This window comes from Hyphomicrobium sp., from assembly GCF_041659645.1.
GTDB lineage: Bacteria > Pseudomonadota > Alphaproteobacteria > Rhizobiales > Hyphomicrobiaceae > Hyphomicrobium_B.
Window position 1 is genome coordinate 1 of the sequence record NZ_JBAZXX010000005.1, and the last position, 22,651, is coordinate 22,651.

The following is a 22,651-nucleotide window of genomic DNA, read 5'->3' on the forward strand; positions in this document are numbered from 1 at the left end:
ATGAACATCATGGGCATCAAGCCGCTGATGGCCGCGATCAGGGCGTGAGACAGTGGCTCGGACCGAAACCTGTCCCTGTCCACTGCGGGCAATCATCCCCCGCAGCGTTTTTACACGACCAAGACCCTGAGCGGAACTTCGTCATTCCTAAATTGAGGCCGCTTTCGGTGTCAACGCAGGCAAAATCCTTGGATGGTCGGCCAGGGCACGTAGATGCTCGCAAACCCCGCGATAACTAAGCCCATGCCGGCCGCTAACCGAACCTGCCCCGTGGCGTTTATCGTGCGGAAAAATGTCAACCCGCTTGCAGCAGCGAAGACGGCCGGTAACGTGCCAAATCCGAACCCGGTCATGAAAAAAAATCCGTGGAGTGCGGAGCCGGTAAGTGAGGAAAAGAACACCGCCCCGTAGAGCATCGGACAAGCATTGAGTCCCCACGCGATGCCCAATGCAAATGGTCCGGCAGTCCTCCTTTTTCGAAGTGGCACGGCGATTATGTCGAACGCTCGGGCAAGATAGGAAGCTCCGCGATCTAGGAAGGAAAGGCGCGGCAACACGCCCCCTAGTACGAGCCCGGTCCACATCAGCGAGATGGCGGCGCCCCATTGCATAACCTCGAAGCTTATTCCTCCCCGCGGCGCCGCAAGTCCGGCGCCGATCGCGCCGCCAACTGCACCCATCGTTGCGTAGGTCGTGACGCGGCCTGCCTGCATCAGGCCCAATTGCCAATATCGCTCTCCGGCGGTCGGCGCGTCTAACAACAGCAACGCACCACAGGCAATTCCACCGCACATCGCAGCGCAATGCAACGCGCTCGCGAGTCCATATGCGATTCCTGATATGAGCACCGATTCAAGCATGGCGATCCGCAGACTCTTCATTCGCATTCGTGCTCGCGGGCTCACCGTCCTCGATCGCTCGCCAGCCCGCGCCCTCGAGATCTTCGAGTTGACCGCTGCGGAGCGCCCAGAGAAAGCCGCCGAGCCCAACGAGTCCGAGCGTCAACGCTGCAGGAATGAGCCATGCGAGAGAGGTCATTCGTACCTCCTGACGGGCTTCAAGCGGAGCTTCTTTGTCCTGAGGCGGATCGCATTCGCCGTCACGACGATTGACGATGTTGACATGGCCAGCGCCGCAACCAGCGGCGTCACCTGCCCGAGCATCGCCATCGGAACAAAGATCGCGTTATATGCAATTGCAATTGCAAAATTCTGTAGTGCCATTCGGCGTGCAGCCTGAGCGACCTTCAGCGTCTCGACGACCGAGCCAAGGCGATCGCCTTGAAACACTGCGTCTGCGGCCGCCTGGCTGATGTCGACCGCGGACGCGGGTGACATTGAGGCATATCCTGCCGCCAGCGCCGGCGCGTCGTTCAGCCCATCGCCCACCATCAGCGTCTTGTGACCTTTTGATCGCAGTTCGCCGATGCGCTCGAGCTTCTCCGAGGGGCTCAACGCGCCTTGCCAATCCGTGATCAAGCTCGCAGCCGCGGCACGCGCAACGGCCTGAGGCCGGTCGCCGGACAGCAATTCGACGGAGTAGCCGGCGTCGCGCAGGGCTTCGACAGTTTCTCTCGCATCGGGCCGAATGATATCGATAAAGCGGAATCCAACCGGTGTTTCATCGGTCGACTTGTACCAGAGAGAAGCCTCGGCATTCTGATCGGCGCCAGCGCCGACCCACTGCGCGGACCCGAGTCGTTGCTCTCGTCCCTCATCGATATATGAGAGTCCGAAGCCGGGGATTTCCTGAACGCCTTCGACGGCGTCAACGACGATCGCACGGTCACGTGCGGCACGAACGATGGCTTGCGCATAGGGATGCCGGCTCGTAACTGCGAGCGAAGCAACACGGGCCAGAAGCCTGGCATCGATGTTCTGATCGTCGACCAGTACAACCTCCTCGAGTGTGAGGGTGCCCGTCTTGTCGAACACGACGCTGTCGATCTCGCCCATTCGTTCGAGACCATCGGCCGCCTTTACGATGACGCCGCGGCTCAACAGCCGGCTCATAGCAGCGACCTGCACTGCAGGCACCGCCAGCGCCAGAGCACACGGGCATGTAATGATCAACACCGCGATGGCATGAGTGACCGAGAGTTCCCAACCGCTTCCAGAGAGCATCCAGGCCGCGAAGGTCAACAGCCCGAGCACATGAACGGCAGGCGCATAGATTTGAGCGGCTCTGTCAGCGAGCCGCACGTAGCGGCCCCTGCTCTGCTCGGCCGCGAGCATCAGGCGACCGATTTCTGCGAGCAGTGTGTTCTCGTCGGCGATGGTGACAAGAATGTGCAAAGTCCCACTGCCGTTGACTGTGCCGGCGTGAACGTGAGCGCCGGCCGCTACGTAGCGAGGTACGGTCTCGCCGGTTATCAAACTCTCGTCGATTTCACTGCGGCCCGAGGCAACGGTGCCGTCTGCAGGTATACGTTCCCCGGCGGCAATCGCTACCCGCATCCCCGGCGAGAGCGCGCGCGCGGGAAGCGACCGCACCGACCCGTCTTCCGAAACCACAGTCGCGCTCATGGCACGGAGACTCAGCAGATTTTCCGCAGCGCCTCTAGCGCGTACGCGCATGCTTTCATCGAGCGACCGGCCAATCAGAAGAAAGAAGACGAGCGTTATCGCGGCATCGAAATAGACCTGCTCGCCCCCGCGTATCGTCTGGAATAGGCTCATCGCGGTCGCGAGGAGGATGCCGAGAGATATCGGAACATCCATGTTGAGGCGGTGAGCTTGCAAAGCGGAGAAGGCCGAACGAAAAAATGGTTGTCCGGCATAGGCGATGGCCGGCAACGCTATGAGTGCTGACACCCAGTGAAAGAGGTCGCGTACCGAGTTGTCCATGTCGGACGCTTCGCCCGACCAAACCGATACCGACAGCAGCATGATGTTGGCCGCCGCGAAGCCAGCAACGCCGAGCCGCGGAATAAGCTCACTCGTGCGCCCGTGAGAAGCTGTCGTCTCCGCGCCCTCGACGACTTCCGCGGCCGTGTAGCCGACGTTCTTCAATGCCGCGACGAGATCCGGCACGTCGGGACTTGCATTATCGTTTCGGCGGCAGAGCGTCACCGTCACGCGGCGGAGAGCGAGGTTGGCGCGCGCTGCCGAAACCCCTCGAATGTTTCTTAGGGCCGTCTCCACGGTACGAATGCAGTTTCCGCAAACGATTTCCGGGACGGACAGCGTGACCGTTTCGAGGTCTTTCGTGGCATCTTGCAGCGACGCGTTTTCTTTTAGCGTCGGTGGAGCAATCAAGGTTGCTTCCATAGCCGCGCCTTTGCTCGGTAGACAACGCTTCGACGCGAGGCGTCGCCTTGGCTGGCAGTCAGAGAAATATCCCACGAGCCTTCCGACAGATTAGGCACGACCGTCGAATAGGTCCCGCCGCCTGCAGCGGTGAGGACTAGATTATGATCGGCAATATCCGTTGCCGGGCGGCCTATAGTTCCGGTGATTTGCAAGTCCTCGACGCCGTGACCGTCATGATCTTTAAGCGTGACACTGAACATTCCGGTCGGGCCGTCGAAATTTGTGGATTCCGTCCAGCCGAGCTCATCCTGCCGGCGTTCTTCGGCGATGCGCTGATTGTATTGCAGGCCCGTCCGGTAGGCGTCCGGCGTGTCGCCACCGAATGTCGAAATGGCATCATAAATCATCACACCGTTAACTGCGGTGACGATCAAAAAGAAAGCCATCATGCCGAACAGCACATGCCAACCGTTAACACCGCCTCGTACAGAAATTGCTTGTTTCATGGCGTGGGCCCGCTGAACGTCGTCGAACGCGAAGTTGATTTACCATCCGCAATGTCTGTCACGGTGATCATCGTGGGAGTCGCGTCTGACTTGAGGTTTTTCCGCGCTGAAGGCGTCAAAGAAACGAAGAACTTCACCGCGCGAACTTCCGCGGGGGCAACATCAAGCACGGGATCCTGGTTATCGAACTCGACAAACTTGAGGTGGGCACCTGTGAGGCCTGAAATGCCGATCCGGAAATGCCGCGTCATCTGCAGCTTGTTGGTAATTTTCACGGTGTAGCCGTTGCGTAGACCGCCATCGCTCAACGTGACGAACAGCGGATTGCGGTCGGGCGCAACGCTAACCAGCGTATCTGCGCGGTGGAGCAGCGACCAGACCATTAGGCCACCGATGGCCGTAATCAGAATTGAATAGAGGATCGTTCGCGGCCGTACGATCCGCCAACCGTCGCGAGGGCCTTTGGTGGCGTTTTCGAGGTTTGCGGCCGTCGTATAGGCGATCAGCTCGCGCGGACGGCCTATGCGATCCATGATCTCGTTGCAGGCATCAATGCATAGCGCACATTGTATGCACTCGAGCTGCGCGCCGTCGCGGATGTCGATACCCGTAGGGCAGACGGCAATGCAAGCTTTGCAGTCTATGCAGTCACCCCTCCCTTCCCAGCTTTCTTCGCGCTTGTGCGAGCCGCGGGGTTCGCCGCGGACATCACGATAGGAGATGAAGAGGGAATCATGGTCGAGCATCGCACCTTGGATGCGCGGCCAGGGGCACATGTAAACGCAGACCTGCTCTCGCGCCAAGCCGCCGAGTAGATACGTCGTAAGGGCGAAGATTCCCAGAAAGGCGTACGCGATGAGAGGAGCAGTTCCGGTGGCGAACTCGATAGCGAGGGTCGGCGCATCGCGAAAGTAAAAGACAAGAGCGCCGCCGGTAGCGAAAGCGATCAGTAGCCACGAAATATGAGTGGCGGTTTTCTTCCAGAGTTTTTCAAATGACCAGCCGCTCTGATCGAGACGTAGGCGGGCATTGCGATCGCCCTGCCAAAAACGCTCAACTGCGATCATCAGATCGGTCCAGACCGTCTGTGGGCAGGCGTACCCACACCACATGCGCCCAGCGATTGCTGTCACCAGAAAAAGCATTAGCGCCGATAATACGAGCGCGCCCGTTACATAATAGAATTCCTGCGCCCAAATCTCGATCGACCCGAACAGCAGGCGTTGGTTGGCAAAGTCGAGAAGAAACGCTTGATTGGGCAGGCCCGGCCCGCGATCCCATCTGATCCATGGCAGTATGTAGTAGAGGCCGAGCGTGCTCGCGGTGACGGCCCATTTGATGTTGCGGAAGGTTCCGTGGGCTTCCTTTGGATATATCTTCTTATGCGAGGCGTAGATGCTCGTCTCAACCCGTTCGCTGCTGGCCTTGGCTTCGGCGCCGCCACCATCCGCAATGAACTTGTTATGCCCACCCGCCATCGTCATTTGGGAGCCTCTGCCGGCGCGGTCTTTTCAGGTTCGGGTTGGCCGCCTCCAAGTGAATGAACATAGAGCGCGACCAACTTGATCGAGACGGGATCGAGACGGCCGGTCCACGCAGGCATCATTCCTCCGCGACCGGTTTCAATGCTTCGCATCACCATTTCCTGGCTGCTGCCATAGAGCCAGATGCCATCGGTCAAATTCGGCGCACCAACTTCGGTGTTTCCTTTGCCGTCATCCCCATGACATGCCGCACAATTGTCCGCGAATAGGGGAGCACCTCGTGAAGCGGCCGCGGTATCGACATTGATGTGTGAGAGTGAGCGTGCATAATTGGCGATATCGCTGATCTGGGGCGGTTCAAGAATTTTATCGAGACCGAACCGCGGCATGGCCGTGTCATGAGTCTTGGGATCGCCGGACCTGGCGCCGTAACTAATAGTCGTTTGAATACTTTCAAGATCGCCGGCCCAAAGCCAATCGTCATCGTTGAGATTGGGATACCCAACGGCGCCCTGCGCGCCACGACCGTGACAAGGAGCACAGTTGTCACCGAAAATAGCGGCGCCGCCGTCTCGAGCGAATTCGAACAGCTCAGGATTTTTTTTAATGTCGGCTATGGGCATTGCCGCAATCGCAGCGCGATAGCTGTTCTGCGCTGACTTTGCCGCAGCGACGTCTTTCGCAACTTCGCCGCGTTGGCTGTAACCGAGGAATCCTTTCGTATAACCGGTCAAGGTCGGCCAAGCCGGATAGACGAGCCAGTAGGCAAATGCCCAAGCGATGCAGGCATAGAAGGTGTACAACCACCATCGCGGTAAGGACTTGTTGAGTTCCGTCAGGTCGCCGTCCCACACATGCCCTGTGGTCTCGGCGCCGGTTACCTCATCAACGCGCTTTTGGCTGGCCATTGGTTGTCACTGCTTTTCTATTTTGTCGTCCTGATCGATCGCTGCCTTCGCCACGTGCTCGAACGTAGATTTGTTCGACGAGCGAAACGCGTAAACGAAAGCCGCGACCATGAGGGCCATGAAGATCGCCATCGAGACGAGTTGCGATAGAACCTGTGCTTCGTCGTAGGTCATGATCTCACCTGAGATTGGGACCGCTGGCATCGAATTTCGTGAAGTCGACGAGCGTGCCGAGCATCTGCAGATAAGCGACGACAGCATCGAGTTCACTTGGCGGCACGTCGTCGCCAAGCTGGCCGTCGAACCTCCTGGCCTGTGCCTTAGGATATCGTTGGATCAAGGCCTTCGCAGAGCTTGCGTCGAGAGAGATTTGCGCGAGTAAATCAGTTTTGGCATCGGCGATCATCTCGTCGGTGTAAGGCACGCCGACACGTTGCAACGTCTTCATGCGATCGCCGATATTTGCGTAGTTGAGCGGCGTCTTTTCCAGGAAGGGGTAGCCGGGCATGATCGAAGCAGGTACGACAGAGCGGGGATCGCGCATATGTTCGACATGCCAAGCATCGGAATACTTACCGCCGACCCGAGCGAGATCAGGACCGTTCCGTTTTGATCCCCACTGGAAGGGATGATCGTACATGCTCTCGGCGGCGAGCGAGTAATGTCCGTAGCGCTCGATCTCGTCCCGCAACGAACGGATCATCTGGCTGTGGCAATTGTAACAGCCTTCGCGCACGTAGATATCACGGCCGGCAAGCTCTAACGGCGAATAAGGGCGCATGCCTTCCACCTTCTCGATCGTGGACTGTAGCATGAAGAGAGGCGCGATCTCGATGATGCCGCCGATCGAGACGACGATCAAAGTGGCGATTAAGAGAATGAGCGAGTTCTTTTCGAAGATAGCGTGGTTCATGGCTTCCCTCATTCAGCCGGAACGGCAACGATGCCGGGGCGGAGTTCGGGTGCAGCCGCTACGGGGGGCTGATTTTTAAGGTCGACGGGTTGGTCACCCCTAATGGTGCGCCAAACATTGTAGGCCATGATCAGACCGCCGAGCAGGAAGAGCGCGCCGCCCGTTGCGCGGATTATGTACGGCCAATGAAGCGCTTCGACGGTCTCGATGAATGAATATTTGAGGAAGCCGAGATGGTCGTAGGCGCGCCACATCAGGCCCTGCGTGATGCCGGCGACCCACATCGATGAGATATAGAGAACGATGCCGATCATCGCGAGCCAGAAGTGCCATTCGACGAGGCGCATCGAATAGAGACCTTCGCGCTTCCAGAGCCACGGAACCATGCAATAGACGGCGCCGAAGGAGATCATGCCGACCCACCCGAGCGCGCCGGAATGCACGTGGCCAATTGTCCAGTCCGTATAGTGAGAAAGGGAATTCACCGCCTTGATCGACATCAGCGGCCCTTCGAACGTCGACATGCCGTAGAAGGCGACGGACACGACGAGCAAACGAATGACGGCGTCGGTTCTGAGTCGATCCCAGGCGCCAGAGAGAGTCATCAGGCCATTGATCATGCCGCCCCACGACGGCATCCACAGCATGATCGAGAATGTCATGCCGAGGGTTTGCGCCCACTCCGGCAGGGCCGTGTAATGGAGATGGTGCGGTCCGGCCCAGATGTAGAGGAAAATCAGCGACCAGAAGTGGACGATCGACAGGCGATAGGAATAGACCGGCCGCTCGGCGCGCTTTGGAATAAAGTAATACATGATGCCGAGAAAGCCCGCCGTCAGGAGGAAGCCGACAGCGTTATGACCGTACCACCACTGAGTCATTGCGCCTTGAACGCCAGGGAATAGCGGATAGCTCTCCGAGCCGAGAAGCGTCACGGGCAGCGCGAGATTGTTGATGATGTGCAGCATCGCGATCGTCACGATGAAGGCGAGATAGAACCAGTTCGCGACGTAGATGTGCGGTTCTTCGCGCTTTCTGAGCGTGCCGAGGAAGACCAATAAATAGGTAACCCAAACGATCGTCAGCCAGACATCGACGTACCATTCGGGTTCGGCATATTCTTTTCCTTGGGTAATGCCGAGAACATAGCCGGATGCGGCGAGGACGATGAAAAGCTGATATCCCCACACGACGAACCACGGAGCCCATCTGCCTGGGAGGCGCGCTCGGCACGTTCTCTGCACAACATAGAGAGACGTCGCGATCAGGGCATTGCCGCCGAATGCAAAGATGACGGCGGACGTATGCACCGGCCTTAACCGACCGAAATTGGTCCAGGGCAAATCGAAATTGAGGGCTGGGAAGGCGAGTTGCCAAGCGAGCACGTCGCCGACAAGAAATCCGACGACGCCCCAAAGCACGCACGCGATCGTCGCGGCACGAACTGGTCCGTCGAAATAGCCTGATGCTTTTTCGTTCCGAATGTCGGTCGGATGGGAAAGAATATAAACGCCCGCCGCCGCGCTCGCCGCGCAAAGGATCAAACCGTGCAGCCGCATGCCACCGTCGACACCGGCAACGGCCAAAATCAATCCGACGATCGCAAAGAGCAGAGCGCTTCCGAGAGCCAGCATATCACTTAGGGCGTATCTCTCGTTCGCGGTTTCCTTCACGATAGCCCTCCCCCATCCGATCCGTCGATCCGTTGATGGCGGACCTCATTTTTGCCTGACCATTTCCATGATCTACGATGCGCCGCCGGGCCTTGACTTGTGTCAAAGCTCGTCGCACTTACACTTGCCTGTGCCGCCCGCGCGACCGAGGGCGGGCTCTCAAGTCTTGCGATTTGTGCTCTTAAGCCTTCCGGATACCGTCGACGCCGGTCTTGTGATATCCGCTTTTAGGACGAGAACAGGCGTCCTGCGCGAACGTCTTAGGCGTGTGATTCTGGCCCATCGCGTCGCTTGGCTCATGTCGGCTCTCGAGGGAGTAGCAGCCGTTCCCGATTCGATGATGAGTTCGACGGCCGGAGATCGCCGCGACGTCCGCAAACTCTGCATAGCAGGCGTCACCAGCGCCCGATCAACAAAGTTTTCAGTACAGCATGGAGCACTGACTCCGATCAGCTAGAACGCATCTAGCTGATTGCTGTTACGCCAATCGATTAAGGTCGCCCGAAGGTGCGCCTGCCGTGAAAAGATATGATAATCGGCAATATCTACACGCCCGAATCCTGTCTCCGCGTCGACGCTGCGGACACCCACTGCCATTGAGCAGCAAACAAATCACTCATTTTTTTGCTGCGAGCTCAGCAAGAATGGCGTCCAGCAATTGAGGGAACGCATTAAATCCTGTCGCGCTGTTGAGATGGCCGCCGCCAGGCACAATCTCAAGGCGAGTTCCCAAACAGTCGGCTACTTCTTGCGAACTCGACAGTGTATTTCATGATGATCGTCGGCGTTTACGCGACATTAGGCGTTTTCCTGATCCGAGCGTCGTCCAATCCATCCGCGAACCGGTCGCTCATCCTCTTCGCCATCGTTTCCAGCATCGTGCATGCCGGGATTATGACGATACAATCCCTTGGTGCGGGGATGCACATGGGGCATTTAATGGGAGATGTTCCTGCGCTGATCCTGGTCGCCATCGTTCTTGGGGTTTTGTTGCCGAGAACCGGAGGGGGCTAATTTAGGCAAGAAAGATCGGCTCGTGGGTATCGACCCGGAATTCGACAGAACGATAGCGGATCGCGTAGACCGCAACCCGACACCAGTCTCTGCACTTTCCCGACCGAGGCAATTTTCATGTTGAACAAGCTGATCTCTGTCGGCGGCTTCACGCTGCTGTCGCGCATAACCGGTTTTATTCGTGATGTCCTCATGGCTTGGATCCTCGGAAAGGGCATTTTATCGGACGCTTTTCTTTTTGCGTTTCTCTTTCCAAACTATTTTCGAGCAATCTTTGGCGAAGGAACAATCAACCCCGCGTTTCTTCCACGTTATGCCGCGCTCTATGCAAAAGGCAACGCGGAAGCCGCACGACGTTTTGCAAACCAGGTCTTTTCCTGGCAGCTCGCCGCACAGCTTTTCTTGCTCATCGGGGCTATGGCGGCGATGCCACAACTCGTCGCGATTTTTGTTCCCGGCTACTCGTCGGATCAACTCGCCCTTACCGCAAGCTTGGCGCGCATCACATTCCCTTATTTGATACTTACGCTGGTTGCGATCCAGCTCTCCGCCATGCTGAACGCGCTAGAAAAATTTTGGGCGGCAGCAGCTTGGTCCAACTTTCTGAATTTGGCGATGATCGGTACCTTGCTGGCGTCGTCGCGGTTTCCAAATGCAGCGTACGCCGCCGCGTGGGGTGTCTTGATCGGCGGGTGTCTGCAATTGGTGTTCATCCTCTGGGCCGCCCGTCGAGACGGGATATCACTCCGCGTAGAGCTGCCGCGTTGGACGCCCGAGATCGCGGAATTCTTCAAAGCGTTGGGCATCGTGACATTCGGCGCCGCCAGCGTGGTCGTTGCTCCTCTGATCGACTTCTTCATCGCAAGCTATCTGCCGACCGGGAGTCGAACGGCGCTCTACTACGCTGATCGCATCAATCAGTTGCCTCTCGGCGTTCTGGGCATCGCGTTGGGAACGATCCTGTTGCCGGAAATGTCCAAGCGCTTGGCGAAAGACGATCGTGCCGGATCGGACACTGCCCAAAACCGATCTGCTGCAATGACGCTCCTGCTGACGTTACCGTTCGCCGCAGTGTTCATCGCAATCCCCGATACGATCATGCGTGCCGTGTTTGCACATGGAGCGTTCGATGCGCATTCCGCCGACCTTGCCGCTTCTGCGCTCGCGGCATATGGCGCCGGGTTGCCCGCGATGGCGCTCGTCCGCATCGTGGCGTCGACATTTTATGCACGCCACGACACGCTGACCCCCGCAATAGCGACTGTGACGGCTATCGTTTCCAATATAATTCTAAAAGTCATTTTCGTTTGGGGCTTCGACCTAGGCGTCGCAGGCATTGCTCTTGGAACTGCCGTCGGCGCTTGGATCAATGTGGCCGTCTTGACTTGGATTGGCCGTAGCCGGAGCTTATTGGCGATTGAATCCCTTTTCATCAGATCATTGGGCGTTACCCTAATTTCTACCCTGGCCGCGGGCGCAGGCGCTTGGTTCGGAGCAAAAATCGGCGCGTCGTGGATGCCAGGAGCTCACTCGGACCTGTTCGCATTGGCTGCCGCAGTCGTCGGATCGGGGATAGGCTATTTGCTCACTGTGCTGACGCTGCGAAGTCGCTTGCCGCTCGACAAATTTTCGAGGTGAGACGTTCCCGAGAGGATGGCCAAGTTCGGCTCGCGGGAGCTGCCTTAAAAGCTTGGCCGGGAATAGGGGGATGTGGACGAACGAAGAACCCCAGTCTCCCTTCGTGAGAGATCTGGAGCCCACTCGTTCCCATAGCGGCGATCCTCGCTACCCTGGCATCGCAGCCGGTCGTCTGATCGCTAATTTGGCCGTGGGAGGCCAACGGTTGTGTCTCGTCACGGCCTACGAGCGTTCACTTAGACCTGTTCGCAAGAAAATCGGCGAAGGAGGCAATCGGCGAGGTCTCGCCGCAATTATCAAGCGCCTCGACATGAGCTTCGCCCTTCGCCGATTTGGCCTTTGCAACCACGAGAACGTGCGTGCCGTGATCGATCCATCCAGGCAGACGACAGAAGCTTTCCTCCATGTCCTTCAGCTTCTCAACGATTGCCGGGCGATCCGGAAGACCGTCAAGGAGCGATGATGTCCAATTCTTATCCCCCGCGAATCTGCTGACGAATATGTCGATCGCCCTGATATCCACGACATCGGCGTGCGGCGAGAAAAGCCCCTCGAGTGCTTGCGCGGAATAGATCTTGAACGGCAGTGCGTGCTGGCTGCCATCGTTCAGGGTGAAGGTAAGATTGCTGCGGCCCACATCGTGGCGATATTCGCGCACACGCTCCATGCCGGTTATACAGACAGTGGGCGTGCTGCCGACGGCGCGCAGCGTTGCGATCAGATGGCCCGTCGAGACGCGGCACAGTTCCGCAATTGCCGATGGCAACGTATGCGGGGTGATATGGTTGAGGACCGTGTAATTGCAAAGCACGAGATCGAAGTAGCCGTCAGCCCACGGCAGCGGCCTCGACAAATCCTGTTCCCGAAAATCGAACGCCGGCTTGGCGCCATTTGATAAACAGTCGAGATATTTCTCGGCTTCGTGCCGCGCGATTTCGAGCTGTGCGCTCGATATGTCGAAGCCCACGATGCTTACATGAAGTCCGATGCGGCGCGAATAATCAGCGACCCTTTTTAACCAGAATCCCGGCCCGCATCCTGCGTCGAGCACCCGAGCGCTCGTTATCCCGGATTGGCGGAGTTCATCGAGCGCCGCCTGAAGCGATTTCCAAACGATCGTATCCGCGTGCGCGAAGCGACAGGCGGACAGTGTCGATTGAGCGAGGTCCGCATCGCCATCCGCATAACGGCTGTAGTCGTCACCGACATGATTGTAGGCGCTGGCGGCCTGTTCCGCGGGAGAAGAGTTGAGACGTCTGACTTTCGGATCGTCGGCGAAATCGTTCGAATGTGATCGGAACGTTCTGCCTTTAGGGCGGAATTTCGTGTGCTTGATGTCGTCGAGGTGAATCATATCAGTCTCCGTTCGACAGCGAATGGGATGCCGTCGGGTCGGATACTTCGTCATGACCCCGTTAAAGCTCAACGGTAGTGCGGCGGCGAACGTCTATGAATCTCATAAGTGCCTGCCGTATTCTTCGGGACAGCAAAATTTCCGCCGCCAATTTGGCCGCGCCAATATTCCGAGCAGGGGCTCTCTATGTGGAGGCTGGCGGTCTGACTTACGTTGAAGTCTTTGTGAGAGTGCCGAGACCGCGCGTTGCTCCGTATTCAAAGAGACGCGTCACTATTTGACGTTGCGGAGAAATGGCAGCCGATGACGGCGTTTCGGTCTCGGTGCCAAGATAAGACTCGAGGCGTGCCGTGAGCGCTGCGAGGATCGTCCCGACGGACGCTGCAAGAATAAAAGCAAACGCGATTCTGAAGCCTAGCGTGAGGAATATAGAATCCATGCCGTCGGATAAAATGTAGAGGGTGTGCATGTGAGGCGCTCCGATTTTCAGGCGCTCGTTTTTGCACGCGGAGTCGTATGGATTCGATGGGTCGCCGATAAGCTCTTTGTAAGGAGCGTATAAAAAAATCACTTTAGGATAGTCGCGGACACTCGCAGTCTGTCCATCGAACTGGACGGCCGGACGGGATCGCACGTTGGAGGGCGAGGGCACATATATACCGTTCCTATAACGTCGCTACTTCATCCTTCTCGAATTTGAATACGTCCGTCGCTACGTCTCCGACAACAAAGGAGACAGTGCCATGGCTTATCAAGGCATAGAACTTACCGACGATTACACAAATGGCCTTTCGGGTTGGAGCAAGAGCTCGATCAGGAGAACGGCCTACAACCTAGCCGCAGTTTTCGCGTTGATGATTGCTGCCGGTGTCGTTAGCAGCGCATACCATCCCTCAGACAGCGCGGCGTCCAATCCGCGTCTTGAATCGATGGGTGCGACGCACGCTCTAAATACCTTTCGAGGCGCAGCGCCAGCAAAGTGATTTCATCATTGCTGGCCTGACTTTCACTGAGGTTTCTAACTTGCGTGGCCGGACGCTTGCGCTCGCTACGAGCGTCCGGTCGGCGTTAGCCTAACCTTCACTTGGGCACGGGGTGCACGGGATCTCTTTGTCTCGATGGAATCATTCGATGGTCAATCTTAAAGCCGATTGTTCTCGATCTCACGGCGCTCCAAACAATCTCGCCGTGCTCATATTCCACTTGGCGATTAATTTGAGCGGTCGGTGGGAGATTCATGAGCACACAGGAAGCAGGGGCGGATTATTTCGTACGCGCCAAGCGGCCATCAAGTATGCCCGTGATGAGAATCCGAGCGGGGATTTCGTGATCATCGATGAACTCGATGAAATTAAATAGGTCTTAGGAACTCATTAACGGGGCTTGGTGCCAGTCATGATCCCGTCGCGACACGCGGCCGGTTCAAGTCACGTTCGCGAACATACTATTCGCGAGATTGCTTTACGCCGGACTCTTTTCTGGTTGTCGTTTTCTTGCGCGTCTGTAGTTCGGGAGTTGCGGTTTCGGGCGGCGCTTTTTGGGTTAAGGCGATATCATCTCGCGTGGAGGAGACGGTGATCGCTGTTCGTCCGCCATTCCGTGTCGTGACAGAACAACTGAAGTTTACGCTGGCGAGGTTAAATTCCGAATTCTCGATGTCGGCTGTCAGCGCGTGCTTCTGACAAGCAAGGGCACCTTTTCGAATTGTTGTGGTCGAGTTCGTTGTCACGATTGCGCCGGCTGCGGCGAGAAGATCGAAATAGGATGGTGGCGGAAACGCCGAATGCCAAACAACAGCGATCTGATTTGGCTGATGCGCGGCCGGAGGCGCGCACGTGAGCTTGATATCGTCGGCTGCCCCATGCTTCAGTTGAACGGTGTCGGAATTGCCTGTGGACGTAATTCGCTCGCCGACATCGAGGCCGGTGACCGTCGCGGCCAACTCTGCGAGAACCGCATCACAGTCATCGGCGCGCGCCGGACCGTATGCGGCCACGGAGGCAACGATAGCTACGACCAAACATGCCTTGGACATTCAATTTGCTCCTCACCAGGGGTCGGTGAGCTCGCCTCGCAAATTCGAGGCGGCCAGATTTGGTCACGCGCCGCGCGACCGTCAGCCTAGACCCGATAGTTCGGAAACGGAATAAACACGCGAGATTTATTCAATTTTTTGGCTAACTCGCAGCCATCGGCGCGAGATTTCGTCTGCTCACGGCGAGTTCGACAAGGCGATCGACCCCCAATGGCTCGCGCTATCTCGGCGCTAAAAGCGTGACTTTCGACATCTCTCCGGGCGCTCGGAGGACGCGCAGTTCATTTGATTTGGACCGGCCGGCGATCCGAAATTAAGAACGTTCCGGGCCATTCCCGCCGCGACCGAGCCCGAGACGCGCGCCTGAGGACTGAGCATGCGGCAACCGGATGCGTCGCGTAACGCTCAGGCCCGATAACCTCTGCGATCGATCAGCGAGATTAACCTGCAGCGATCGCATCTTCAGGCATGCCTGTTGGAGCTCTACCGACTTCAGATACCAACCCACGCTTTGAATGGTGGTCGTTCTCATATCCTCGGCGAGTGATCCGACATGAGAAATCAAATCGTTCAATTGATTTTTCTCAGGATCAGGGCGCGTGGCGTCTGGTGAGATCGCAGATGCTGACATGACGTATTACCCCGCAACAAAAATAAACTGCCCAAGTCTCGGGACCCGCAATGTTTTTCGTTTTGGAATTGTTGTCCGGCTATTTGTGAGCCGGTTCTGGGCGAAAGCGTGAAATCACGACGGTGGCATCAACAACCATATTGTCGCATGCGGTGTGGAGTTATTGCTCGCTGTGCGTGAATATAAGCTACCGGGCCGCAAACCGGCGGCAGGGAAAGCTCTCCTACAATTCTTTGTGTTCCTGGGATTTTTGATCAGCGTGCGATTGTTCCAGGCGCCATGGATTCACGCGCGTTGTATTCGGCGACACCACATCCGTCCCGGCCTGTCGAGGGAGCAGGTTGGAGCACGCGGTCATTGGAATAGAGTTCCAGTTCGGCCATGTGGTCTCCCACGCGGCCGCAGGCGCGCACGAATGCCTTGGCCACGGGCGCCATTTCCTTTGCCCGTGCCGCGTAGTTTTCCTCGAATTGAATTCGTTCCTTGCTACACGGCCGCGCGGGCGCGCCGGTCATCAGCAGACGGTCGATGTCCAAGTTCTGGAGATGGCGTTGAAGAGCTTCTCTGTGCTTCAGGTCCTTGTAGGCCTTTTCGCACGCGACGTTCGCCAGCGTCGGCGATGCGAGGCAAACGCAGAGAACGGCCGTCCATAAAGTGATCTGAGTGCGCATTATACCGAACAATGACATTGAAAGAAAAAGATACCAAATAACTAAGCCGTATATCTAATCCCTTTAAGACGACCAGCGCATAAATTTTCCTGGGAAATCTTCTCGCACGGGCCTCTGCGTGGATTTGCTACCGATGGTCTCACTCGCGAGTTCAACCATCTGCGGTGAAGGTGCGCTGTGCTCCTCTGCGAGTGTTGGCGTCTGAGGTGCACACGCTCGGAACAACGCGATCGCTGTTGTCCGCGGCGGCAGAGGTTCGATGGCCCATGGCGGCGGGACCTGCTCTCGCCGCAAAAAGAAAAGCGATGAAATTTTTCGGACTGGCCGCGATTGGGTTTTGAACATCGTTCTTAATAGTGAAATATACTGCATGTAGCGATCGCCTCGGGGAACGAGGGGAAAGCGAAAATGAACGGAAAACGCCTGCGCGCGCAAATGCTTGCGACGCCCATGTTTGCTCTCCTTGTGAGCACATCGACATCGGTTTTCGCGCAGCAAGCCAGTGGCACTCCGAACGCCTATACCGACCTCTCCGGCTATCTTCTCGAAAGCGGCCAGGCTTCGTTGCAGCAACGCGCATTGGCTTCGCCGGCTCTCGCATCGACTGTGACTCAGATCGGGCAAATGAACTCGGCGACAGCAATGCTTGCCGGTAACGGAAACCTCACTGTCCAGTATCAGAGCGGCTCACAGAACTCCTCGACGCTGTCGGCGAACGGCGCGCAGAACATGCTCAACACGACACAGATCGGGAACTCAAATACGAGCGCCATCAGCGTCGTCGGCAATAACAACAACATCAGCAATGTTCAGGTCGGCTCCGGTCTCGCCTACCAGCTTCAGGTGATCGGAACGAATGCGCCCGTGTCCGTGCAGCAGTACGGGAGAAAGTAAAAGTGCGTTCGGGGGAGTTCCAGTCGTGATTCGAGTCATGCTCTCGGTTGCGTTTTTGTGTGCCGTCAGCGCTCCGGCGCTGGCCGGCACCATGATCTACACACCGACCAACCCGACATTCGGCGGCAACCCTTTGAACGGATCATATCTTTTCAATTCCGCCCAGGCGCAAAACCAGCATCTGCCTTCTGGTTCCAGCGGCGGCGGCGCGGGCGGCGGCGGGCTGACGCCCGGCCAGATCTTCGCGCAGCAATTGACCAGCCAGCTCTACTCATCGCTCGCAAACAAAATCACGCAAGCGATTTTCGGAGAAAACGCGGCGCAGAACGGGACATTCTCGTTTGAGGGAACGACGATCACATATGTGCGCGACGGCAGCAATATCGATCTCACCATCAACGATGGGACGACCGTCACAACCATTACCGTGCCGGCGGGGCCTTGAGCGACTCCGATCAGACCTTGAATGCAATTTGGTAATGCGGAGACATCGTGCGGTTGATGCTTGTTGTGTGTTTGGCCTTGTCGCTTGCGGGATGCGCGGCGAAGCCGGTTTCGCGGGAGCTTCTTGAAGAGGCGCCCATCTTGACGCCGACGTCGCCGACAGGTCTCGACCTCGAGAGCTTGCCGCCGCCGCGCCGTAAGCTCGATATCGCCGTTTATCAGTTTCCGGATCTAACCGGCAAAAACGAGCCGAACGACAACGTCGCCGTGTTTTCGCGCGCCGTGACGCAAGGCGGCGCAGGCTTCGTGGTCGATGCGCTTCAACGTGCCGGACACGGTCATTGGTTCACCGTGGATGAGCGCGGCGGCCTAAACGATCTTCTGCAGGAGCGCCAACTCGTGCGCGCGACGCGTGCAGAGTTCGAAGCGGACAATGCTCGACCGCTCCCACCGATGCGCTTTGCCGGTTTGCTGCTCGAAGGTGGCATCATCGGCTTCGACGGCAACGTTGTCACCGGCGGCGTCGGCGCCAATTTTCTTAACATCGGCGGCGACGTCCAGTACCGGCAAGACACCGTCACGGTTGCGATGCGCGTCGTATCCGTGCAGTCGGGCGAGATGCTGACCAGCATCACCACCACCAAGACCGTCTATTCGCTCGCTCTCCGCGCCAACGTCTACAAATTCGTTTCCGTCGACAAATTGCTGCAGGCGGAAGCCGGAATTACCCGGACGGAGCCGACGCAGCTCGCGGTCCGGCAGGCTATCGATCTCGCGGTCTACGCAAGCGTGTTGCAGGGCGCGAAGAAAGGAATCTGGAATTTCGCCGATCCGCGAAGGGGGCGCGAGCTTCTGGATGATTATCTGGCTCGCGAAGCGACCACGCCGGTGCAACTTTCGAGCGTGCCGAAGAAGCCGGAGGGCTGATCAGTGAAAAGATCGGACAAGGTATTCGTGATGCTTATTTTACAGTAATAAGAAGTATAAATATTGGTAATCAACGTCACTCCGCCGTCATCGCAATGTATTTATAAATATATCTAAACATGATTTAGTAATTCACTGGGCGTTAAAGTGCTCCGGGGCTCAGCCCGGTGCTCGTGACGCTTGTAAGTGGGGGACAAATGTCTTACCAACAGCGGAGTTATTCTATGAATAAGCAGGTTCTGCTCGCCTCGGCGAGCGTCATCGCCACCATGCTGGCGACGGCCGCATACGCGGATGACTTCAACATCAACAACCAGACGAACATCAGCCAGACCGGCACGAGCGGTGTGGTCAATCTCAGCCAGACCGGCGACCACAACACTGCAGGTACCGTCACTGATCCGACGACCGGAGCCGGTGCGCCGATCACCCAGACGGGCACGGCGAACACTCTCAACCTGACGCAGTCAGGCAACAACAACGTCTTCACGGGCGTTTCCACCGGTTCTGTGTTCCAGTCGGGCACGGGCAACAACGCGGCCGTTACGCAGTCGGGCACCGCCAGTTCCGTATCGCTCTCGCAAGGCGGCACCAGCAATGGCGTGTACAGCGACGATGTTGGCCCCGAGGCTTCCCCGACGGACGTAGACGCCATCAATCAGAGCGCAAACAACAGCTCGGTGAAGCTCACGCAGACGGGCAGCAACAACATTTTCAGCATCAACCAGGGCGGCGCCAACAACTCGATCGGCGTTACGCAGGGCGATATCGGAAACGAAGCGCGCGCCTCGCAGACCGACGCCTCGTCCAACGACATCATCACGATCATGCAGAAGGGCAACGTTGCAGGTCGCGGCGATTACGCGGATATCGCCCAAACGGGCGGCACGGGCTCGACCACGACCTTGATGCAGACCGGTTCGTCCAACTGGGCGCAGTCTGCGCAATCCGGCAGCGCCAGCACGATCTCGCTGATCCAGAAGGGCACCTCGAACACCATCTTCGGTAGCCAGGATGCGTCTTCCAGCATCGTGACGATCAACCAGGACAATACGAGCGAGGCCTATCCCGGCTTCGAATACAGCCTCGCCCACTTTACGCAGAGCGGCAACGGTGACTCGATTACCTTGACGCAGACCGGTGCCAACGCCGCTTACGCCACGCAGGTCGGCAACAGCAACATCCTCGGCTCGGTTCAGTCCGGCGACGGCAACAACCTGAACAACGGTACTCAGGTCGGCAACGGCAACGTGCTGAGCAACACGCAGACGGGTTCGTCTCACACGCTGCAGTCTAATGGCGTCAATATGCAGACCGGTGACAGCAACACGCTTACAAACAACCAGAACGGCTATTACCAGACTGCGTATGCTTCGCAGACGGGTAACGGCAACACGCTGTGGATCTCTCAGGACAACAGCAACTACCTCGCTGACTGGAACAACCTCTCCATCAACCAGGGCACGTCCAGCGCGGCACCTTCGAACAACAGCAGGATCTTGGTCAGCCAGTACGGCGGATACGACCAGTTGTCGATCAACACGTCCGGCACCAACAACTTTCTGACAGGGTCTCAGTCGAACCTGGAAGATAACGCTACTCTCTCGCAGGGCGGCGATAACAATAGCCTCACCAACTATCAGACGGGCAACACCGAAGCTGCATCGATCGCGGAGATCGGTAACAACAACTACGTCTACAACGGTCAGGGCGGCAACGGTAACCAAACGGCTATCATCACCCAGACCGGAACGGACAATCAGTTGACCAACTATCAGTCGACGGCCGACTCGCTTACCGCGGTTCAGACCGGCGACAGCAACTTCATTTATAACAGCCAGTACGGCGGCGCCGGTACGCAGACGGCGAGCCTGACGCAGGTCGGCAACAGCAACTACATCTACGGACAGCAGTCTGGCGCAGGCGGCAACTCGGCCACGGTCGGTCAGTACGGCAATAGCAACGCTGCCGTTTACAACCAGGTCGGCTCGGGCAACACCGTCAACATCGTGCAGGGCATCAAGCACTAATGTGACTTCGACTTTGGAAGAGGCGCCGTGCGCGCCTCTTCCTTTTCGCGAGGAGCTGCGACATGCGTTCTAGAATTTTAGGCGGGAATTGCGGGCGGTGCTTTGCGGCATTCGTTATTGCGCTGTCTGCGAGCGAGATTTCAGCGTTTGCCAGGGATCAGAATATGAGCGTCATTGTGCATGCGTCTTCCGGACCTCTCAGCTGCGAAATTCGCAAGATCGGCGACGAAGGTTCCGTGCATTTGACCGGCGTTATTTCCAGTTCCGCAGCCCTCACGGGGAATGTGCGTTTTCTGCTGGCAAAGTCGGGCCCATCCGGCGCATCCAACATCAATCAAGGCAACGCCTTCAGTCTCAACGCGGGAGCAGAGACGTATGTCAGCAACGTGACAATCAACCTTCGGCATGGCGATCATGCGACGGTTGAATTGGTCGCCACATCGGGCGGCGGCATTGCCTGTCACGCGCAGGCTATCCTGAAACTCTAAATTGACCCCAGGCGAAAATGTGCGAATGAATGCCCTCGCATCTCAGGGCATGAATGGTTCGATCAAGCGTAGTGTTCCATGAATCTTTTTAGAACTGCGTCAGCTTCGATTTTCTTCCTGCTCGGCGTGAGCGCAGGCGTCGCGCAGCAGACCTCGCCTCCCGTCGCAACTCCGAACGGCGTGTCCACGGGTGCTGTGGTCGGCGCAGCCGCGCCTCCGCGATGCGATGCGAACTGCGTCCGCGCCAACGCCTCGAAAGCCAGCGAGGCTTGCGCGCCGAGGATTGAAGCGCAATCGCCTACGGATTTCGATTGGATTTCGCGACCGACACCCGGCATCTTTCAACAGGCTGAGCCATCGTCGCCTGCAGATGCCGTCGTTCGCTATCGCGGTGATTCCGTTCGCTTCATGGACATGCAGAAGACATGGGTGCGCGTGAGTTACGAATGCGCCTATGACGTCGCATCGGGGTCCGTCGTTTCCGTCAACGTGCGCGCCGGTCGTCTGGACCAGCCGCTGTCGAGCGAGGATCCCGTCAACGCAAGCGCGGCGGCGGGAATTCCGGCGCGCCTACCGCAGCAGCAAGCGATGTCTCAACAGCAGGCGGCCGCACAGCCAGCCGGAACGCGTCGCCCAAGGCCACATGTCTGGGAACCAAGCCGGGTGGAGATCCAGCAGCAATCCCCCAATCCGAGACGTTAATCGCCGCCGTATGAAGACTCTATCGCGGGCCGCCGATTTTGCTGGTCCCGGTATCGCTTATTTTGCGCGAGCGTCAGAAGCGCTTTGCGGCCTCCTGCCGTTAATCCCTTCCGCAAGAACCACTCTCGACGCCATTCCGGATAGACCTAAGTATAAGCGTCCCGGACGAGCGTATAGCCATTCCGACCGAAGGTAAAATAGAGGGGCTTGAAGGCATTACCTATAGTCCGCGCCAGCACGCGAACGAGATCATTGCTGGAGGATTGACGTGGAAAATATCAAAGCTTTGTTGGCTGCAACGGCCGCCTTTTCCCTTCTTTCGGTCGCTTCGGCAAGCGCCGATCCGCTCAAGAACATCGTTCTGGTTCACGGCGCTTGGGTCGATGGATCGGGATGGAAGCCGGTCTATGACATCCTCAAGAAAGACGGTTTCCACGTCACGACGGTGCAGGAGCCCGAAACGTCGTTTGCTGACGATGTTGCGGCAACGAAGCGAATTCTCGATCTTCAAGATGGCCCCACGCTTCTCGTCGGGCACAGCTATGGCGGCTCCATCGTAACGCAGGCCGGCGAGCATCCCAACGTGGTTGGCCTCGTGTACGTCGCCGCGCACGCTCCCGATGTCGGCGAAGACGAAGGCGAGCTTGGCAAGAAGATGCCGAGTGTACTGGCCAAGACTCCCGGTGCGATCGAGAAAACGCCAGATGGATTTACCTACCTCAGGCCGTCGGAGCTTCCCAAACTTTTCGCGCCCGATCTGCCGCGCGAGCAGGCCGAATTCGAGTCACGCTCTCAGGTCTTGACGGCAGCAAGCGTATTCAGCACGCCGCTGACGGAGGCTGCCTGGAGAACGAAGCCGAGCTGGGGAATCGTTGCCGGGAATGATCAAATCATCAACCCAGATCTTGAGCGTTGGTACTACGCGCGCGCCAAGAGTCACACGACGGAAATCAAGGGTGCCAGCCACTCCGTCTATGAATCGCATCCGAAAGAAGTGGCAGCCGTGATCGAAGACGCAGCGCGAAACGCCGAGAAATCAACCCCGCTTCATGACTAGACACGCCAACAAGGAACGATGCGCGGGACAA

At 57.6% G+C, this 22,651-nt stretch carries 22 protein-coding genes; 10 read left to right on the plus strand and 12 right to left on the minus strand.

Annotated elements, in window-relative coordinates; genetic code table 11:
• Window positions 1-170: 170 nt before the first annotated feature.
• Genes WC811_RS17950 through ccoN form a run of 9 tightly spaced genes read right to left on the minus strand, consistent with a single transcriptional unit; the run spans window position 171 to window position 8,696 of the window.
• The gene (locus WC811_RS17950; protein WP_372646750.1) at window positions 171-881 is read right to left on the minus strand and encodes a sulfite exporter TauE/SafE family protein; all 711 of its coding nucleotides are present in this window, start codon (window positions 879-881) and stop codon (window positions 171-173) included.
• Window positions 853-1,038 carry a cbb3-type cytochrome oxidase assembly protein CcoS gene (ccoS, locus tag WC811_RS17955; RefSeq protein WP_372646752.1) on the minus strand — a complete coding sequence of 62 codons (186 nt, stop codon included), beginning with the start codon at window positions 1,036-1,038 and terminating at the stop codon, window positions 853-855. The genes WC811_RS17950 and ccoS overlap by 29 nt, the downstream gene beginning before the upstream one ends.
• Window positions 1,035-3,269, minus strand: a complete 2,235-nt coding sequence (locus WC811_RS17960) for a heavy metal translocating P-type ATPase (RefSeq protein WP_372646753.1) — start codon at window positions 3,267-3,269, stop codon at window positions 1,035-1,037. Before WC811_RS17960 ends, ccoS begins: the two co-directional genes overlap by 4 nt.
• Window positions 3,254-3,757 carry a FixH family protein gene (locus tag WC811_RS17965; protein ID WP_372646754.1) on the minus strand — a complete coding sequence of 168 codons (504 nt, stop codon included), beginning with the start codon at window positions 3,755-3,757 and terminating at the stop codon, window positions 3,254-3,256. Before WC811_RS17965 ends, WC811_RS17960 begins: the two co-directional genes overlap by 16 nt.
• On the minus strand, window positions 3,754-5,241 hold the full coding sequence (gene ccoG, locus WC811_RS17970; RefSeq protein WP_372646755.1) for a cytochrome c oxidase accessory protein CcoG: 1,488 nt from the start codon (window positions 5,239-5,241) through the stop codon (window positions 3,754-3,756). Before ccoG ends, WC811_RS17965 begins: the two co-directional genes overlap by 4 nt.
• Window positions 5,238-6,149: a cytochrome-c oxidase, cbb3-type subunit III gene (gene ccoP / locus WC811_RS17975; protein ID WP_372646756.1), complete on the minus strand. Its 912-nt coding sequence runs from the start codon at window positions 6,147-6,149 to the stop codon at window positions 5,238-5,240. Before ccoP ends, ccoG begins: the two co-directional genes overlap by 4 nt.
• A 6-nt stretch (window positions 6,150-6,155) precedes the next feature.
• On the minus strand, window positions 6,156-6,323 hold the full coding sequence (locus tag WC811_RS17980) for a cbb3-type cytochrome c oxidase subunit 3 (RefSeq protein WP_372646757.1): 168 nt from the start codon (window positions 6,321-6,323) through the stop codon (window positions 6,156-6,158).
• A 4-nt stretch (window positions 6,324-6,327) separates the two neighbouring features.
• Window positions 6,328-7,062: a cytochrome-c oxidase, cbb3-type subunit II gene (gene ccoO, locus WC811_RS17985; RefSeq protein WP_372646758.1), complete on the minus strand. Its 735-nt coding sequence runs from the start codon at window positions 7,060-7,062 to the stop codon at window positions 6,328-6,330.
• An 8-nt stretch (window positions 7,063-7,070) separates the two neighbouring features.
• Window positions 7,071-8,696: a cytochrome-c oxidase, cbb3-type subunit I gene (gene ccoN, locus WC811_RS17990; protein WP_372647127.1), complete on the minus strand. Its 1,626-nt coding sequence runs from the start codon at window positions 8,694-8,696 to the stop codon at window positions 7,071-7,073.
• 810 nt (window positions 8,697-9,506) lie between these two features.
• On the opposite strand from ccoN, the gene WC811_RS17995 reads away from it, so the two are divergent.
• Together WC811_RS17995 and murJ are read left to right on the plus strand one after the other, a co-directional pair.
• Window positions 9,507-9,749 carry a DUF6632 domain-containing protein gene (locus tag WC811_RS17995; RefSeq protein ID WP_372646759.1) on the plus strand — a complete coding sequence of 81 codons (243 nt, stop codon included), beginning with the start codon at window positions 9,507-9,509 and terminating at the stop codon, window positions 9,747-9,749.
• A 117-nt stretch (window positions 9,750-9,866) separates the two neighbouring features.
• On the plus strand, window positions 9,867-11,387 hold the full coding sequence (murJ, locus tag WC811_RS18000) for a murein biosynthesis integral membrane protein MurJ (RefSeq protein ID WP_372646760.1): 1,521 nt from the start codon (window positions 9,867-9,869) through the stop codon (window positions 11,385-11,387).
• Window positions 11,388-11,619: 232 nt separating this feature from the next.
• Here the strand turns inward: murJ and WC811_RS18005 are convergent, their stop codons facing one another.
• The gene (locus tag WC811_RS18005) at window positions 11,620-12,741 is read right to left on the minus strand and encodes a class I SAM-dependent methyltransferase (RefSeq protein ID WP_372646761.1); all 1,122 of its coding nucleotides are present in this window, start codon (window positions 12,739-12,741) and stop codon (window positions 11,620-11,622) included.
• A gap of 1,131 nt (window positions 12,742-13,872) precedes the next feature.
• Between WC811_RS18005 and WC811_RS18010 the strand changes: the two genes are divergently transcribed.
• Window positions 13,873-14,100: a hypothetical protein gene (locus WC811_RS18010; RefSeq protein ID WP_372646762.1), complete on the plus strand. Its 228-nt coding sequence runs from the start codon at window positions 13,873-13,875 to the stop codon at window positions 14,098-14,100.
• Window positions 14,101-14,185: 85 nt separating this feature from the next.
• Here WC811_RS18010 and WC811_RS18015 read toward each other — a convergent pair whose 3' ends face one another.
• Window positions 14,186-14,776 (minus strand): hypothetical protein, encoded by a 591-nt coding sequence (locus tag WC811_RS18015; protein WP_372646763.1) that lies wholly within the window; start codon window positions 14,774-14,776, stop codon window positions 14,186-14,188.
• 885 nt (window positions 14,777-15,661) lie between these two features.
• A complete protein-coding gene (locus tag WC811_RS18020; protein WP_372646764.1) occupies window positions 15,662-16,078 on the minus strand; it encodes a hypothetical protein in 417 nt (138 codons plus the stop codon).
• Between the two features lie 408 nt (window positions 16,079-16,486).
• On the opposite strand from WC811_RS18020, the gene WC811_RS18025 reads away from it, so the two are divergent.
• From WC811_RS18025 to WC811_RS18055, 7 genes are all read left to right on the plus strand, one after another.
• Window positions 16,487-16,972, plus strand: coding sequence for a hypothetical protein (locus tag WC811_RS18025; RefSeq protein WP_372646765.1), 486 nt, complete (start codon window positions 16,487-16,489; stop codon window positions 16,970-16,972).
• Between the two features lie 25 nt (window positions 16,973-16,997).
• Entirely contained in the window at window positions 16,998-17,417 is a 420-nt protein-coding gene (locus tag WC811_RS18030) for a curli production assembly/transport component CsgF (RefSeq protein ID WP_372646766.1), read from the plus strand.
• Window positions 17,418-17,473: 56 nt separating this feature from the next.
• On the plus strand, window positions 17,474-18,343 hold the full coding sequence (locus WC811_RS18035) for a CsgG/HfaB family protein (protein WP_372647128.1): 870 nt from the start codon (window positions 17,474-17,476) through the stop codon (window positions 18,341-18,343).
• A 224-nt stretch (window positions 18,344-18,567) separates the two neighbouring features.
• Window positions 18,568-20,373, plus strand: a complete 1,806-nt coding sequence (locus tag WC811_RS18040) for a beta strand repeat-containing protein (protein ID WP_372646767.1) — start codon at window positions 18,568-18,570, stop codon at window positions 20,371-20,373.
• A 164-nt stretch (window positions 20,374-20,537) separates the two neighbouring features.
• On the plus strand, window positions 20,538-20,861 hold the full coding sequence (gene csgH / locus WC811_RS18045; protein ID WP_372646768.1) for a curli-like amyloid fiber formation chaperone CsgH: 324 nt from the start codon (window positions 20,538-20,540) through the stop codon (window positions 20,859-20,861).
• 78 nt (window positions 20,862-20,939) lie between these two features.
• Complete coding sequence (locus WC811_RS18050; RefSeq protein WP_372646769.1) at window positions 20,940-21,563, plus strand: hypothetical protein; 624 nt, start codon at window positions 20,940-20,942, stop codon at window positions 21,561-21,563.
• A 268-nt stretch (window positions 21,564-21,831) separates the two neighbouring features.
• Entirely contained in the window at window positions 21,832-22,620 is a 789-nt protein-coding gene (locus WC811_RS18055) for an alpha/beta hydrolase (RefSeq protein WP_372646771.1), read from the plus strand.
• The last annotated feature ends 31 nt before the right edge of the window (window positions 22,621-22,651 follow it).

Bases quoted from the DNA above. Each gene is read 5' to 3' on its own strand.
- ccoS (WP_372646752.1), bottom strand. From the start codon at position 1,038: ATGACCTCTCTCGCATGGCTCATTCCTGCAGCGTTGACGCTCGGACTC.
- WC811_RS18015 (WP_372646763.1), bottom strand. From the start codon at position 14,776: ATGTCCAAGGCATGTTTGGTCGTAGCTATCGTTGCCTCCGTGGCCGCA.
- WC811_RS17995 (WP_372646759.1), top strand. From the start codon at position 9,507: ATGATGATCGTCGGCGTTTACGCGACATTAGGCGTTTTCCTGATCCGA.
- WC811_RS18035 (WP_372647128.1), top strand. From the start codon at position 17,474: ATGCTTGTTGTGTGTTTGGCCTTGTCGCTTGCGGGATGCGCGGCGAAG.
- WC811_RS17965 (WP_372646754.1), bottom strand. From the start codon at position 3,757: ATGAAACAAGCAATTTCTGTACGAGGCGGTGTTAACGGTTGGCATGTG.
- ccoP (WP_372646756.1), bottom strand. From the start codon at position 6,149: ATGGCCAGCCAAAAGCGCGTTGATGAGGTAACCGGCGCCGAGACCACA.
- murJ (WP_372646760.1), top strand. From the start codon at position 9,867: ATGTTGAACAAGCTGATCTCTGTCGGCGGCTTCACGCTGCTGTCGCGC.
- csgH (WP_372646768.1), top strand. From the start codon at position 20,538: ATGAGCGTCATTGTGCATGCGTCTTCCGGACCTCTCAGCTGCGAAATT.
- WC811_RS18040 (WP_372646767.1), top strand. From the start codon at position 18,568: ATGAATAAGCAGGTTCTGCTCGCCTCGGCGAGCGTCATCGCCACCATG.
- WC811_RS18010 (WP_372646762.1), top strand. From the start codon at position 13,873: ATGGTCAATCTTAAAGCCGATTGTTCTCGATCTCACGGCGCTCCAAAC.
- WC811_RS17950 (WP_372646750.1), bottom strand. From the start codon at position 881: ATGAAGAGTCTGCGGATCGCCATGCTTGAATCGGTGCTCATATCAGGA.
- WC811_RS18050 (WP_372646769.1), top strand. From the start codon at position 20,940: ATGAATCTTTTTAGAACTGCGTCAGCTTCGATTTTCTTCCTGCTCGGC.
- WC811_RS18020 (WP_372646764.1), bottom strand. From the start codon at position 16,078: ATGCGCACTCAGATCACTTTATGGACGGCCGTTCTCTGCGTTTGCCTC.
- WC811_RS18025 (WP_372646765.1), top strand. From the start codon at position 16,487: ATGAACGGAAAACGCCTGCGCGCGCAAATGCTTGCGACGCCCATGTTT.
- ccoO (WP_372646758.1), bottom strand. From the start codon at position 7,062: ATGAACCACGCTATCTTCGAAAAGAACTCGCTCATTCTCTTAATCGCC.
- ccoG (WP_372646755.1), bottom strand. From the start codon at position 5,241: ATGACGATGGCGGGTGGGCATAACAAGTTCATTGCGGATGGTGGCGGC.
- WC811_RS18005 (WP_372646761.1), bottom strand. From the start codon at position 12,741: ATGATTCACCTCGACGACATCAAGCACACGAAATTCCGCCCTAAAGGC.
- WC811_RS17960 (WP_372646753.1), bottom strand. From the start codon at position 3,269: ATGGAAGCAACCTTGATTGCTCCACCGACGCTAAAAGAAAACGCGTCG.
- WC811_RS17980 (WP_372646757.1), bottom strand. From the start codon at position 6,323: ATGACCTACGACGAAGCACAGGTTCTATCGCAACTCGTCTCGATGGCG.
- ccoN (WP_372647127.1), bottom strand. From the start codon at position 8,696: ATGCTGGCTCTCGGAAGCGCTCTGCTCTTTGCGATCGTCGGATTGATT.